Origin of the sequence: Streptosporangium sp. NPDC005286, assembly GCF_040607515.1 — a bacterium.
In the GTDB taxonomy this organism is placed as follows: Bacteria; Actinomycetota; Actinomycetes; order Streptosporangiales; family Streptosporangiaceae; genus Streptosporangium.
The window spans coordinates 16,611-29,392 of the sequence record NZ_JBEXGU010000120.1; the positions used below are offsets into that span (position 1 = coordinate 16,611).

At 70.5% G+C, this 12,782-nt stretch carries 14 protein-coding genes and 1 tRNA gene; 11 read left to right on the forward strand and 4 right to left on the reverse strand.

Annotated features, from left to right (window positions below; genetic code table 11):
- Positions 1-210: 210 nt before the first annotated feature.
- Entirely contained in the window at positions 211-402 is a 192-nt protein-coding gene (locus ABZU75_RS32580; protein ID WP_350928854.1) for a hypothetical protein, read from the forward strand.
- A 221-nt stretch (positions 403-623) separates the two neighbouring features.
- Positions 624-2,417, forward strand: coding sequence for a protein kinase (locus ABZU75_RS32585; RefSeq protein ID WP_355562619.1), 1,794 nt, complete (start codon positions 624-626; stop codon positions 2,415-2,417).
- 273 nt (positions 2,418-2,690) lie between these two features.
- On the opposite strand, the gene ABZU75_RS32590 is transcribed toward ABZU75_RS32585, so the two are convergent.
- Positions 2,691-3,716, reverse strand: coding sequence for a M48 family metallopeptidase (locus ABZU75_RS32590; RefSeq protein WP_350928858.1), 1,026 nt, complete (start codon positions 3,714-3,716; stop codon positions 2,691-2,693).
- A 74-nt stretch (positions 3,717-3,790) separates the two neighbouring features.
- Between ABZU75_RS32590 and nadD the strand changes: the two genes are divergently transcribed.
- From nadD to ABZU75_RS32610, 4 genes are all read left to right on the forward strand, one after another.
- Positions 3,791-4,462, forward strand: coding sequence for a nicotinate-nucleotide adenylyltransferase (gene nadD, locus ABZU75_RS32595; RefSeq protein WP_355562622.1), 672 nt, complete (start codon positions 3,791-3,793; stop codon positions 4,460-4,462).
- 312 nt (positions 4,463-4,774) lie between these two features.
- Positions 4,775-5,182 (forward strand): ribosome silencing factor, encoded by a 408-nt coding sequence (rsfS, locus tag ABZU75_RS32600; protein WP_030924760.1) that lies wholly within the window; start codon positions 4,775-4,777, stop codon positions 5,180-5,182.
- Positions 5,179-5,811, forward strand: a complete 633-nt coding sequence (locus ABZU75_RS32605) for a histidine phosphatase family protein (protein WP_355562626.1) — start codon at positions 5,179-5,181, stop codon at positions 5,809-5,811. Before rsfS ends, ABZU75_RS32605 begins: the two co-directional genes overlap by 4 nt.
- Before the next feature lie 124 nt (positions 5,812-5,935).
- A tRNA-Ala gene (locus ABZU75_RS32610) sits at positions 5,936-6,008 on the forward strand.
- Between the two features lie 436 nt (positions 6,009-6,444).
- Here the strand turns inward: ABZU75_RS32610 and ABZU75_RS32615 are convergent.
- Together ABZU75_RS32615 and ABZU75_RS32620 are read right to left on the reverse strand one after the other, a co-directional pair.
- The gene (locus ABZU75_RS32615) at positions 6,445-7,785 is read right to left on the reverse strand and encodes an ATP-binding protein (RefSeq protein WP_355562629.1); all 1,341 of its coding nucleotides are present in this window, start codon (positions 7,783-7,785) and stop codon (positions 6,445-6,447) included.
- On the reverse strand, positions 7,782-8,459 hold the full coding sequence (locus ABZU75_RS32620) for a response regulator transcription factor (protein WP_350928867.1): 678 nt from the start codon (positions 8,457-8,459) through the stop codon (positions 7,782-7,784). Before ABZU75_RS32620 ends, ABZU75_RS32615 begins: the two co-directional genes overlap by 4 nt.
- 50 nt (positions 8,460-8,509) lie before the next feature.
- Here ABZU75_RS32620 and ABZU75_RS32625 point away from each other — a divergent pair, with 50 nt between their 5' ends.
- The gene (locus tag ABZU75_RS32625) at positions 8,510-9,160 is read left to right on the forward strand and encodes a hypothetical protein (RefSeq protein WP_355562632.1); all 651 of its coding nucleotides are present in this window, start codon (positions 8,510-8,512) and stop codon (positions 9,158-9,160) included.
- Here ABZU75_RS32625 and ABZU75_RS32630 read toward each other — a convergent pair.
- Positions 9,157-9,654 carry a DUF523 domain-containing protein gene (locus tag ABZU75_RS32630; RefSeq protein WP_355562635.1) on the reverse strand — a complete coding sequence of 166 codons (498 nt, stop codon included), beginning with the start codon at positions 9,652-9,654 and terminating at the stop codon, positions 9,157-9,159. The two genes, ABZU75_RS32625 and ABZU75_RS32630, sit on opposite strands and share 4 nt — an antisense overlap.
- 86 nt (positions 9,655-9,740) lie before the next feature.
- Here ABZU75_RS32630 and ABZU75_RS32635 point away from each other — a divergent pair, with 86 nt between their 5' ends.
- The 4 genes from ABZU75_RS32635 (at position 9,741) to ABZU75_RS32650 (ending at position 12,735) form a co-directional block, all read left to right on the forward strand.
- Positions 9,741-10,103, forward strand: coding sequence for a hypothetical protein (locus ABZU75_RS32635; RefSeq protein WP_350928873.1), 363 nt, complete (start codon positions 9,741-9,743; stop codon positions 10,101-10,103).
- Positions 10,100-10,480 (forward strand): hypothetical protein, encoded by a 381-nt coding sequence (locus tag ABZU75_RS32640; protein ID WP_355562639.1) that lies wholly within the window; start codon positions 10,100-10,102, stop codon positions 10,478-10,480. The genes ABZU75_RS32635 and ABZU75_RS32640 overlap by 4 nt, the downstream gene beginning before the upstream one ends.
- A 66-nt stretch (positions 10,481-10,546) precedes the next feature.
- Entirely contained in the window at positions 10,547-11,194 is a 648-nt protein-coding gene (locus ABZU75_RS32645; protein ID WP_355562642.1) for an SRPBCC family protein, read from the forward strand.
- 311 nt (positions 11,195-11,505) lie between these two features.
- Positions 11,506-12,735 carry an MFS transporter gene (locus ABZU75_RS32650; protein WP_355562644.1) on the forward strand — a complete coding sequence of 410 codons (1,230 nt, stop codon included), beginning with the start codon at positions 11,506-11,508 and terminating at the stop codon, positions 12,733-12,735.
- Positions 12,736-12,782 lie beyond the last annotated feature (47 nt).

Consider the following 12,782-nt stretch of genomic DNA (forward strand, 5'->3'; position numbering starts at 1 on the left):
ACGGCGTCGGGAACGCTCCGCGAGCCGCACGGTACGGGTGTGATCCATCGGGGTTCCCGGATCACCGCGCTGCCAGGCGCTCCGGGGTCTACGGTGTAGTCGGCACTCCGGAGGTTCATCGGGGGTCTCGTTCGGTGACTTTGATCATCACTGAGCGTTATGGTGTGTCGCTCCGTGTGATCACGGTCGCTTATGGTTTGACTGGACTCCATGGAAATCGTCGTTGCATTCCTCTTCATAGCTTTTGTCGTTTTTGGTGCGGACCGGCTACTGCTGCTCATGGAGAGCCGCGGACACGTCAACTGGCGCCGCACCCGGCGCCGAGACCTGTCGGCGGAACCCACCGCGAAGCTCGACAGCCTGCTGGAAGACCCGGTCCGCAAGCCCACGCGCCGGCCCTGAGACGCTCCGCCCGTGGCCTGACCCGAGCCTGACGAGGCGCACGAGGAGGCGCGCGTCCCGCCATGCCGATCTTTCCGGGAGTCCGGCGTGCCATCGGGAAAACGTCACACTCGCCCGCTATGGTGTGGTCTCCTACGGCTGGACAGCAGGGAAGCGAGCGGGAGCGAGCGACCCGATAGGCGCAGCGGTCCCTGACCCATGTGGCCGACGCAGGAGGTCACATGGGTCGTCTCGGGCGGGTCGGTCCTTACACGTTGCTGGAGCGTCTCGGCCGGGGAGGCATGGGCGAGGTCTACCTCGCCGTCGGCCGCCGTGGTGACAACGTCGCGCTCAAGGTCCTCCACGACATGGTCGACACCGACTCCGAGGCCCGGGTGCGTCTGGAGCGGGAGGTCCGTGCCCTTCGCAGGGTCGAGAGCCCCTACGTGGCCCGCGTCGTCGACGCCGACCTCAACGGTGATCGGCCCTACCTGGTCATGGAGCACATCGAGGGAGAGACCCTCCTGGAGCGGGTGCGGCGCGGCGGTCCCCTGGAAGGCGGCCTGCTCACCCTCGCACAGGGGCTGGCCACCGCCTTGTCGATCATCCACGCGGCCGGGGTCGTCCACCGTGACCTCAAACCCGCCAACGTGCTGGTCAACGAGGACGACGAGCCCGTCCTCATCGACTTCGGCATCGCCCACGTCCTGGACGCCACCAGACTCACCCTGACCGGCACCTTCCTCGGCACCCCCGGTTACGCCGCCCCCGAGCTGTTCGCCGACGAGCCCGTGGGCGAGCCCGCGGACGTGCACGCCTGGGCGGCCACCGTGGCCTTCGCCGCGACCGGCAGGCCCACCTTCGGCAGGGGCACGGTCGAGGCGCAGATGTACGCGATCCTCAACGGTCAGGCCGATCTTGAGGGTGTCCCGGCAGCTCTGCTGCCCCTGATCCGCGCGGCCCTGCACCGTGAGCCGGCCAAGCGCCCCACCGCGGCCCTTCTCGCCGGCCGCCTCGGCCGCCTCGCCCGGGTGGCCTCGCCCGAGGCGGGGATCTCCCAGAAGGCGGCAGGCTCCGCAGGGGAGAAGCCCGGCGGAGCCAGGAAGCAGGAGAGCCGTCCCAAGCCCCGCGCCAAGGGCGACGAGCCCGCGAGGAGCGGCCGATCGGCCAGGGGAAGGTCGCCCGCCCCGGCGGTGGAAGGCTCGGCGGGGCCCGCGCGGGCGGTACGCCCCCCTGCCGCCGCGGAGGGCACGCCACGTGGCGGACGGGCGGCGCTCGCCTCCGGTGAGGCGCCCCGCGCGGGGCGAGCGCTCCCCGCGGCGGGGGAGACGTCGCGGGGCGGGCGTCAGGCCTCCCCGGCCGCTGAGGCGTCCAGCGGTGGGCGTGCGGCTCTCGCGGCAGGTGAGGCGTCGCGGGGCGGGCGTTCCTCCGCCGCGGATGGCCGGGCGACCCGGCGCCGGGCGGGCGGACGGTCCGGCGGCGCGGCAGGGGAAGCTCAGGCCCCTGGCCGGGCAGGACCGCTGCCCACGGGCAACGCGGCGCTGCTCCTGCTGGCGGTGCTGGCCGTGCCGTGCGTCGTGGCCACGGTCATCTGGCCGCCGGCCACCTTCGCCGTCACCGGCCTGTTCGCCGCACTGGCCCGCGCGCTCTGGGGCGGGCACTGGCTGGTCAGGAAGCGCAAGTCGGCCAGGGTCCGGGTGGCCCTGCGGGTGCTGGGCTTTCCGGTGATCTTCGCCGCCTCGCTGCTGACCGTCCTGGCCTGGCCGGGGCTGCCGGCGGCCGCCCTGGCGGGTCTCGCACTCTGGCTGACCCTCGGTGGCTCGCTGCCACCGGAGTGGTGGCTGCACTCGGCCCCGATCGCCGTCTCCGGCGTCGTGTTCGGCGTCGTCTGTGGCGGTCTCCTCGGCCGGGAGATCGAGCGGATCGGCACCGAGCTCGTCGAGCTCCGCAAGGAGGGGCTGCGCGCGCTCGCCGTGCTGGGCGGCTTCGTCGCCCTGTGCTCGGCGGCCGTACGCGCGATCGCCCTTCTCGTGTAGGGGGCGTCCTTTTGTCAGGGAGGCCCCCGGCGCCAGGTCCCGGCCGGTGGTGGGGTTCGCGTCGGCTCAGGCGACCTTGGACGGTGTGGCGGCCCAGGTGTCGCGGAGGCCGGGGCGCCGGTGATGTGACCCACGTTCGTTCAGGCGCCGCGGTCGGTCCCCTTGCCCACGGGATCACCGTTGACCTTCAGGGGGCGCGGCAACGCGTTCCGGTCCTGCCATAGCTGTTGAATAAAAAAGGGCCCGTCCGGGCCCTTTTGGTGGAACTCTCGGCTAATTTCCATCGCGGCGGGAGAAGCGATTGAAGATGCGCTCCCCGGCGTTGACAGCACCTTCCGCCACGTCGCGCAGAACACCGATGAACGGGTCCTGGGACTGCGACCAGGACTCGCGGTAGGAGCGGGCGGCAGCCCGGACCTCCTCGGAGATCTTCGCGTTGGAGTCGTCGGCGCGGCGGGGGTAGTCGCCGGCGATGATCGTGTCGTACTCGCCGCCGCGGCGCCACTTGTCGAGCTCGGCCACGCGGGAGACGGCGAACGGATGGGTGGTGCCCAGCAGGTTGAGGACCTTGAGCAGGCCGTCGCGGACGTCGCCCGCGGTGTCGTACTCCCGTGCCTGGTCGAGGAAGGCCTCGATGTTCATCTCGTGCAGGCGCGAGCCGCCGGCGAGCTTCATCAGGGCGCGCAGCGCCGCATCGGGGTCCTGGCCGCAGAGCAGGCCGCCGCGGTCGGCGGAGAGCTCGGACTTGCGGTGCCACTCCTCCAGGCCGGCCACGATCGCGCGCAGGCCGATGTAGCCGAGCGGGATCCAGGCCACGCGCGTGGCCAGACGGGTCAGGATGTCGAGCATGGTGCGGTAGACGGCGTGGCCCGACAGGATGTGGGCGGTCTCGTGGCCGATGACGAAGCGCTGCTCCTCCAAATCCATCAGGTCCAGCAGGCCGGTCGTGACGACGATGAACGGGTCGTCGAAACCGATCGCCTTCGCCTGCACCAGCGGGCTCTGCTGCACGTAGACCTCGGGAATGCGGTGGAGGTCGAGCGTGTAGGCCGCGTCGCGGCCCATGTCGTGCAGTGCTCGGAACTGCGTGTCACCGGTGCGTACGGCCGAGGCGAGGTAGATCAGGCGCAGGCGGCGCTCACTGACCAGGCCGGACATCTGCTTGAGCACCGTGTCGAATCCGCTGAGCGATCGGAGGGCGACCAGCGCGGACCGGTCAGCGGGATGTTCGTAGGCGCGTGAGCTGATGCCGGGAAGCTGCACGCGGTTGCGATCCGGGGTGGTGGTCATGTCCGGCATGCTACGTCGGGTCTGCCTGCCACGCGCGGGGGGTGATTAAAAGCTCTGTACGGCTTGCGCGTATGGTCCGTTTCATGATGAACGCGCCTACCGGTCGGGGGAAGCGGCGCCTGGGCGTCATGGGCGGGACCTTTGATCCGATCCACCATGGTCACCTGGTCGCGGCCAGTGAGGTCGCCCACCACTTCGACCTCGACGAGGTGGTCTTCGTGCCGACGGGACAGCCCTGGCAGAAAGCCGACAGGACCGTCTCCGCCGCGGAGGACCGGTATCTCATGACGGTCATCGCGACCGCGTCCAACCCTCGCTTCTCGGTGAGCCGCGTCGACATCGACCGCCCGGGGCCGACCTTCACCATCGACACGCTCCGGGAGATCTCCTCTGCCTGGGGGCCCGACGTCGATCTCTACTTCATCACCGGCGCCGATGCCCTGGCCCAGATCCTGAGCTGGCGCGACGTCGACGAGCTGTTCACCATCGCGCACTTCGTGGGCGCCACCAGGCCCGGCCACGTCCTGCACGACCCCGGCCTTCCCGAGGGGAAGGTCAGCCTGGTGGAGATCCCGGCGCTGGCCATCTCGTCGTCGGAGTGCCGCGAGCGGGTGGCCGCCGGGGCGCCCATCTGGTACCTCGTGCCCGACGGCATCGTCCAGTACATCAACAAGCGTGGCCTCTACGGCAAGGCGTCATCTGAGGGGGATCGTCCCCGGCGGTTGGGGCAGGGCAGGCCGGAAGAGAATCTGTGAATCGCGATGATCTGCGGAAATGGCGCAAGTCAGAACGTGTTTCGCTATGATTCGAGAAGTTTGCGTGGGACGGGTGTCCACAGCTCAACCGGCTTGATCGCCGAATGACCCGGGCACCTGCCCGTCCCACCCGAGATCGGCAGGCGCGGCCCCGACCGCGCGGTACGCCCCCGATCAGACCGCCAATCCGTTTGCGGTACGGAATCGGGCGGCCCACGATAGGCGTTGTTCAAACGGTGGCTCTTCAACGAGCGCCGAATCGGGCACCCTGATAGGTGACAGCGCCGACTAGCAGGAGGACTGACCCACACCGTGACAGCAACCGACAGATCCATCCAGCTCGTCAGGCTCGCCGCCGAGGCGGCGGCGGACAAGCTGGCCGATGACATCCTCGCCTATGACGTGAGCGACCAGCTCGTCATCACCGACGCGTTCGTGCTCTGCTCCGCCACCAACGACCGCCAGGTCCGCGCCATCGTCGACGAGATCGAGGATCGGCTGCGGATCGAGGCCGACGCCAAGCCCGTCCGCCGCGAGGGCGAGCGCGAGGGCCGCTGGGTCCTGCTGGACTACATCGACATCGTCGTGCACGTCCAGCACGAGGAAGACCGCACCTTCTACGCGCTCGAGCGCCTGTGGAAGGACTGCCCCTCCATCGCGCTGCCGGACAGCGTGACCCAGGTCGCCGCCCAGCGCGCCCGCGGGGCGGTAGCTGAGTGAGCCGTCGCGTCGTCTGTCTCAGACATGGTCAGACGCTGTGGAACGTCGAACACCGCTTCCAGGGCCACAGCGACATCCCGCTTGACGAGACCGGGATCGCGCAGGCGACCCGTGCGGCCTCGCTGCTCGCCGCGCTCCGCCCGAGCATGATCGTCTCCTCCGACCTCCAACGGGCCTTCGACACGGCCTCGGCACTGGCCCGCGTCACCGGCCTGAACGTCATGGTCGACAAGGATCTGCGAGAGCGGGGCGGCGGGCAGTGGGAAGGGCTCACCCGGGAGGAGATCTCCGCGGGTTGGCCCAGGGAGTTCGCGGCCTGGGAGGCGCCGGGCGGCGAGGAGGTCGGTGACGTCGCCGACAGGGTGGCTTCGGCGGTGCGCCGCTGGGCCGCGCAGGTCGACTCCGACGGCCTGCTCGTCGTCGCCTCCCACGGGGCGGCGATCCGGCTCGGCATCGCCAAGCTCATGAACCTGCCGCAGGAGCTCTGGCCCGCCCTGGGCGGCCTGGGAAACTGTTCCTGGTCGGTGCTGGAGGAGTCGCGCAAGGGCTGGCGCCTGCTGGAGCACAACGCCGGAACCCTCCCCGAGCCGGTCAGCAGCGACGACAGCCCCGAGGCCACCCAGGAGTGACCTCGCCGGTGCGGCTTGCGCCCCGGTGGCGGGCGCGGGCCGTGTGGCCGTCGATTAGGTGAACATGTCGGTGTCCTTATATGCTTCCCAAGCGCCGCGACGAGAGCACTCGAAGCGGTGACCAGGGGCTATGGCGCAGCTGGTAGCGCGCCTCCATGGCATGGAGGAGGTCTGGGGTTCGAATCCCCATAGCTCCACAGTTGAACCGCCTCTGACCTGCGCTTTCGTGCAGGGCAGAGGCGGTTTCCGTTTCTGGCCGCGGATCCCGGCGCGTCTTGCCGGGCCGGCCGCGCGCCCTCCGTCTGAACGTGAGGCCGGCCCGGTGAGACGCGCGAGGGATCACGGACGTGGGTGGCGTACGCGATCCCTTCCGCGCTCCTTCATGATCGTGCAGCCGGAATGGCGAAACAGCGTGCTTTAGCTGCTCTTAAGGCGTGCTTACGTGCGATCTAACCAATGTCCGACTTCTCCGCTCCCCGAGGGAAGCGGCTTCTCGCCTCCCTCGAACGAGGCGGGCGACGGCCAAGCCTTGCCCGTTTCCGGCACAGGACCCACAAAAGGGAAGAAACGCACCTATCGCGCAACCTCCGATGGTCTTCCCGCCAAGCATGACGGTGACCTTCAGCGGGCTGTTCAACGCGGTGCGTTCCCGCGGGACCAGCGGCCGCGGACCAGGCGCCGGGTGATGCGCGGAGGCCGATCGTGCCGGTCGGTGCGGAACCAGAGCTGGACCCTGGCGCCGCCGAGGGAGGAGGCGTCGATCCGTAGCGTGCCGCCGGTGGACTCGGCGAGCCGGCGGGCGATGTCCAGGCCCAGCCCGGTGGATCCCGCGCCGCTGCTCCCGCGCCGCAGCGCCGCCTCCGGGTCGGGGATCCCGGGGCCGGCGTCGGCGATCAGCATGCCGACGGTGCCCGAGCCCTGGTGCAGGGTCACCGTGAACGCCGTGCCCTCGGGGGTGTGCCGGAAGATGTTGCCGAGCAGGGCGTCCAGCACGGCGCTGAGCTCTCCTGCCGCGACCGGAACCCGCGTGGGGGTCGAGGCGCCGATCAACTCCCAGGCGCGCTGCTGGTCCTCGGCCAGGGCGGACCAGAAGGTCAGCCGCTCGCGCAGCACCTCGGCGGCGTCACAGTGGACGAGCTCCGGCGCCAGGGAGGGTTGCCTGGCCGCCGCGATGATCTGGTCCACCTCCGCCTCCAGGCGGCCCAGCGCGCTCCTGCTCTGTTCGGCCTCGGGCCCCAGGTGGTCCAGGCTGAGCCGGAGCGCGGTGAGGGGTGTGCGCAGGCGGTGCGACAGGTCGGCGGCCATCTCCCGCTCGGCGGCCAGGAGCTGGACCACGCGGTCGGCCATGCTGTTGAACGCCTCACCGGCCGCGACCAGCTCGGGTGGGCCCTCCGGCTCGATGCGGACGCTGAGATCTCCGGCGCCCAGCGCGCTCGCCGCCCTGCCCAGGCGCCGGGCCGAACGCACCACCCGGACGCCCAGCCGGTCGCCGACCAGCAGGGAGCCGGCGACGAGCACCGTCGCCACCCCGCTCAGCACGGCCCACGACGCGGCGACGCCCCGGGTGAGGTCGTCCGAGGGGATGAAGATCTCAATGACCACGGTCCGCCCGCCCTCCAGGGCGACCGGGCGCAGCAGGAGGTAGCCGGTGTCCATCTCCGCGGTGATGGCCCTGGTCAGCCGGGAGGCGGCGGCCACGGTCTCGGCGGGGGCCCTGACGGTGCCGGCCGAGCCGCCGCCGGGCAGGTGGACCGCGATCCGGTCCTGCGCGCCCGTGCTGAGCAGCGCGTGGGTGAGCCGGGTCTCCTCGACGGTGATGGCCAGCACCGGGACCAGAGCCGACGCCTGCCGTTCGGCCTCGGCCATGGCCCGGCCGTAGGCGATCTCCCTGACGATGAGCCCGAGCGGGATCAGGAAGGCCAGGGCGACCATCGAGGTCCCGGCGACGGTGAGCAGGGCCAGGGTCCGTCTCACGACGGTGTGATCAACATGACCCCCACGCCGCGTACGGTGTGCAGGTAGCGGGGGGAGGACGCGCTCTCGCCGAGTTTGCGCCGCAGCCACGACAGGTGGACGTCGATCGTCTGGTCGTCGCCGTAGGACTGCTGCCACACCTCGGTGAGCAACTCCTTGCGGGAGACCACCCGGTCGGCGCGGGCGGCGAGGTAGGCGAGGAGGTCGAACTCGCGTCTGGTGAGGGTGAGAGGGACGCCGTCCAGGTGGGCCTCGCGCCGGTTCAGGTCCACCGACAGCGCGCCGACGCACAGTAGCGGCGGCGGGGTCGCGCTCCGCGCCCGGCGCAACACGGCGTCCAGGCGGGCGTTCAGGTGGTCGCCGGAGAACGGCTTCACCAGATAGTCGTCGGCCCCTGCCTGGAGCAGACGGACGATCTCCGCTTCGTTGTCCCTGGCCGTGGCGATGATGACGGGGACACTGGATACGCTGCGGACCATCTTGAGAGCCTCCGCCCCGTCCAGATCGGGTAGCCCGAGGTCGAGGACCACCGCGTCCGGGGGGTTCTGGGTGATCTCCCTCAGGGCGTCGAGGGCACGTCCCGCGCTGCGCACGACGTGCTGGCGCCTGCTGAGTTCCTGAATGATCGCGGACCGTACGTACTCGTCATCTTCGACCACCAGAACTGTCGCCATATCGTGTAACGGTAGTGAATAGTGGGACATGTAACGTAATAATCCGTGACATGCGGCAAACGCTGGGGTTCATAGCGGTGTGGTGCGGAGCCACCGTCCTGGCGATCTCGGTCGCCTGGTTCGGCGTCCGCGACGTGCTCCGCAGCGAGGTCTTCGAGGACGCGAGCATCGAGCCCCTCAACGCCGCCATCGGCCGCACCGGAGACTCGCGGCTCCCGCTGGGGGCGCCGACGGGACCGCAGGTCATCGGCGTGCCGACGGCCTCCTCGGAACCCGTCCGTACCCCGGCGCCCCGTCTCATCCCGCCCACGCGGGATACCACCGGATCGCAGCCGGCCCGTTCCCCGTCGAGGACTGCCACGCCGGTGCGCACGCGGGACGCCGGGCTCTCCCGGTCGGCGCCGTCCCCCTCGCCGTCCGGATCCGGTGCGCCGTCGCCCACCGCGCCCAAGCCGGCGGCCACCAGGACCAGGTCGATCTCGACCGAGAACCTGCGCGTGATGAACGTCAAGGGCGGTTCGGTCTCGTTCGCCATCGAGAACGGTGTGTGCCGTCTGATCGCCGCGGCCCCCAACGCGGGCTACGAGGCCAAGGTCGCCTCGGCCACCGGATGGATCCGGGTCGACCTGGTCAAGGGAGAGCACGGCTCTGCGGTCTTCTGCATCGGCGGGGAGAGCCGTACAGACCTGTGGGAATACTAGGGTTCGCCGATCTCGCGCAGTCGTGCGGCGGCCTCGGTGATGCGATCCTCGCCGAAGACCGCGATGCCGTGCAGTTCGAGCAGGGCCGAGGTGACTCCGTGACCGGGGACGCGCCGGCCGGCGAAGGTGCCGTCGTAGACGGTCAGGCTGCCGCAGGAGGGGCTGCCCTCCTTCAGGATCGCCACCTTCACGTCGAAGGACCTGGCGACGGCGAGCGCCGCCTGAGCACCGGCGAGGAAGGCGGCCGTGACGTCGGCACCCCCGGTGGTCAGCACCCGGGCCGTCCCGGAGAGCACCGCCGCACCTCCGGCGCCGCCCTCGATCTCCGCGGCGGGGCGCGGGACGGGCAGGCCGCCCTCGACCTCCGGGCAGAACGGAACGAGCCTCCCCTGGCGCCGCCACGCGGCCAGCAGTGCGTCGCCGCTCGTCTTGGCGGCCCCGTCGTAACGGACCTTCCGCCCCATCAGGCAGGCGCTGACCAGGATCCTTTCCACGGTCTCAGAATAGGCGCCGTGAAGGAGGGGGTGAGGGGGGCGGGCAGTACCCTACTGCTCATGCTTTTCGATCCCCTGCGGTCTCGATGATCGGCCCGCTCGCGACCGGCCTGATCCTGTTCTCCCTGGCGGTCGGCCTGGTCAGCCTCCTGACCACCATGCGGAACAGAGCGATGGGCACCGTGCTTCTCGTCGCGCTCGGGGTGCTGGAGGTCGGACTGCTGGTCCAGGCCGGGTTCGTGATCGCCGCGATGGTGCGGGGCGAGGGGCCGGCGAGCTCGGCCACGCTCATCGGCTACCTGGCGGGCAGCGTGGTGATCCCGCCGGTGGCGGCCTTCTGGGGGATCGGCGAGCGCTCACGCTGGGGGCCCGCGGTGGTCGCGGTGGCGGGCTTCGCGATTCCCGGCATGGTCGGGCGGCTGCTCCAGGTCTGGCAGGGGATGCCGTGAGCGAGCCGGCGATCGGCAGCGGACCCGGCCGCGCGCTGGTGGCGGTCTACGGGGTGTTCGCCCTGGCCGCGGGGGCCCGCGCCGCGGTGCAGATCGCGACGCGCCTGCAGGAGGCCCCGCTGGCCTACTGGCTGTCGGCGTTCGCCGCCGCCGTCTACATCGTGCTCACCGTCGCGCTGGCCAGGGGGAACCGGACCCTGGCGCTGGTCGCCTGCGGGATCGAGCTGGCCGGGGTGCTCATCATCGGCACGCTCAGCATGGTCTACCCAGAGGCGTTCCCGCGTGCCACAGTCTGGTCGGGTTATGGAAGTGGATATCTCTTCATCCCGTTTGTGCTGCCAGTCCTGGGGCTTTACTGGCTTCTGCGGCGCCGCTAGTTAGGTCCGGCCCGCACCGGGCAGGTCTGCCTCCCGAACCGACCGAACCACAAGGGAGGCACGGTCATGAGCTCGATTGAACAGTCAGTCGACGTCAACGTCCCGATCCGGACCGCGTACAACCAGTGGACCCAGTTCGAGAGCTTTCCCGAATTCATGGAAGGCGTGGAGTCGATCAAGCAACTCAGCGACACGCGTACCGCGTGGGTCGTCGAGATCGCGGGGGTCCGCCGGGAGTTCCAGGCGGAGATAACCGAGCAGCACCCCGACGAGCGGGTGGCCTGGAGATCGGTCGAGCGGCCGCACCAGGCCGGTGTGGTGACCTTCCACCACCTCGGTCCGGACACCACCCGGGTCACGCTCCAGATGGAGTACGACCCCGAGGGGTTCGTCGAGACCGTCGGCGACTGGCTGCAGATCGTCCGCCTGCGGGTCCGCGGTGACCTGGAGCGTTTCAAGACCTTCATCGAGTCGCGCGGTGGCGAGACCGGCGCCTGGCGCGGGGATGTGCCGGGACCGCACGAGCACGGCGCCCGGGTCGGCGGCACCGGCACGACAGGTGGCTACGGCTCTGACGAGCCCGCACCTCCGCGCACCGTGGGCCAGGGTTACCCGCCGGAGTCCGCGCTTCCGCCTCCTGGCGGTGAGCCGCTGCCGCCGGCCGGCCGCCGGCTCGGCGAGGAGCCGCCGCTCACCCCGGGGCCACGCATCTGACGCTCGCGGGTCCGGGATGACCGCCTGATGTCCGCCCGGATCGCAGGCTCGCCCGGTGCGGCCCCAGATGTCCGGTGCCCTGACCATCCGGGTTCTTCGGCATCGGAGCCGGGGACACGCCGGTGCGCGAGAGAGCCGGGTCACGCCCTGTAAAGGGATGCGTGGCCCGGCTTTCACATTGTCAGCAGTTTTCGATCACCTCCACCCCGACACGTCGGTCAGGAACAAACAGAGGTTTCAGTCCTGTTAAAGTTGTGGTCAGCCAATCATCCTACGATTGGATGAAACCACTGAGGAGGACTGAAACCAGCATGAGCGTGCTAACCCATCAGACCAGGGGCCGCACCGGTGGAACGACAGGATCTCTCGCCTGGTTGCTCGTGCTGGGAATCGTTCTCGCGGCGCTGAACCTGCGCACCGCCGTCACGAGCGTCGGGCCGGTTCTCGACCAGATAACCTCCGGCCTCGGCATGACCGCCCTCGGAGTCGGGCTGCTCACCACGCTCCCCGTGCTCATCTTCGCCTCGGTCGGCGCGCTGACCCCGGCGCTGGCCAGGAAGGTCGGCGAGCACCGCCTCCTGCTCTTCTCCCTCATCGTCCTGGGCGCCGGCCTGCTCATCCGCTCGATGGTGGACTCGGCCGAGGTGTTCCTCTACAGCAGTGCCCTGGCGCTGTCGGGCGGAGCGGTGGGCAACGTGCTCATCCCCAGCCTGATCAAGCGCCACTTCCCCGGCAGGGCCGGGACCATGACCACCGTCTACACCACGGCCCTCGCGGTGGGCACGATGCTCGCGGCCGCCGCGACCGTGCCCATCCAGCAGGCCACCGACGGCAACTGGCATGTTGCCCTCGGGGTGTGGGGGGCGCTCGCCGCCGTCGCCGCCATTCCGTGGCTTGCGCTCGCGCGCAGTGAGCCGGAGCGGCGCGGCGCGGGCGAGGGAACGAGTGCTCGTGCCCTGCTCCGCAGCAGGCTGGCCTGGGCGGTCGCCGCCTACTTCGGCACCCAGAGCATGGTCGCCTACATCATGTTCGGCTTCCTGCCGAAGATCCTCATCGATGGTGGCTACAGCAGCGGGCAGGCGGGTCTGGTGCTGGGCGTCTTCACCGCGATCGGTATCCCGGTCTCGCTCCTCGTGCCCTGGGTGGCGTCGAAGTTCTCCGACCAGCGGCCCGTGGTCGCCGCCTTCGTGGTCTTCTACGTCGCCGGCTTCCTCGGCCTCTGGCTCGCGCCCGTCGGCCTGGCGTGGCTCTTCGCGAGCCTGGTCGGCATCGGGATGGGGTCCTTCCCGCTCGCGCTCACCATGCTCGCCATGCGCACCCGCACCCCCGAGGCGACAGCCGCGCTGTCGGCCTTCGGGCAGAGCACCGGATATCTCATCGCGGGCGCCGGACCCCTGGTCATCGGCTTCACGCACGAGTCGACCGGCGGCTGGACGCTGCCGTTCCTGCTGCTGCTCGGGGTGGTCGCGGTGCAGTTCGTGGCCGGCTGGTACGCCGGGCGGCCGGGTTACCTGGAGGACGAGCGGGCTCTGGCGCGCTGACCCTCCCTCGCCGACGCGGCCTGTGCCCTCTCGGGGGCGGCACAGGC

Excerpts from the sequence above, each read along its gene's own strand:
- ABZU75_RS32635 (WP_350928873.1), top strand. The coding sequence starts at position 9,741 with ATGATCGGCCCGCTCGCGACCGGCCTGATCCTGTTCTCCCTGGCGGTC.
- ABZU75_RS32650 (WP_355562644.1), top strand. The coding sequence starts at position 11,506 with ATGAGCGTGCTAACCCATCAGACCAGGGGCCGCACCGGTGGAACGACA.
- ABZU75_RS32625 (WP_355562632.1), top strand. The coding sequence starts at position 8,510 with ATGCGGCAAACGCTGGGGTTCATAGCGGTGTGGTGCGGAGCCACCGTC.
- ABZU75_RS32585 (WP_355562619.1), top strand. The coding sequence starts at position 624 with ATGGGTCGTCTCGGGCGGGTCGGTCCTTACACGTTGCTGGAGCGTCTC.
- ABZU75_RS32645 (WP_355562642.1), top strand. The coding sequence starts at position 10,547 with ATGAGCTCGATTGAACAGTCAGTCGACGTCAACGTCCCGATCCGGACC.
- nadD (WP_355562622.1), top strand. The coding sequence starts at position 3,791 with ATGATGAACGCGCCTACCGGTCGGGGGAAGCGGCGCCTGGGCGTCATG.
- ABZU75_RS32590 (WP_350928858.1), bottom strand. The coding sequence starts at position 3,716 with ATGCCGGACATGACCACCACCCCGGATCGCAACCGCGTGCAGCTTCCC.
- ABZU75_RS32580 (WP_350928854.1), top strand. The coding sequence starts at position 211 with ATGGAAATCGTCGTTGCATTCCTCTTCATAGCTTTTGTCGTTTTTGGT.
- ABZU75_RS32620 (WP_350928867.1), bottom strand. The coding sequence starts at position 8,459 with ATGGCGACAGTTCTGGTGGTCGAAGATGACGAGTACGTACGGTCCGCG.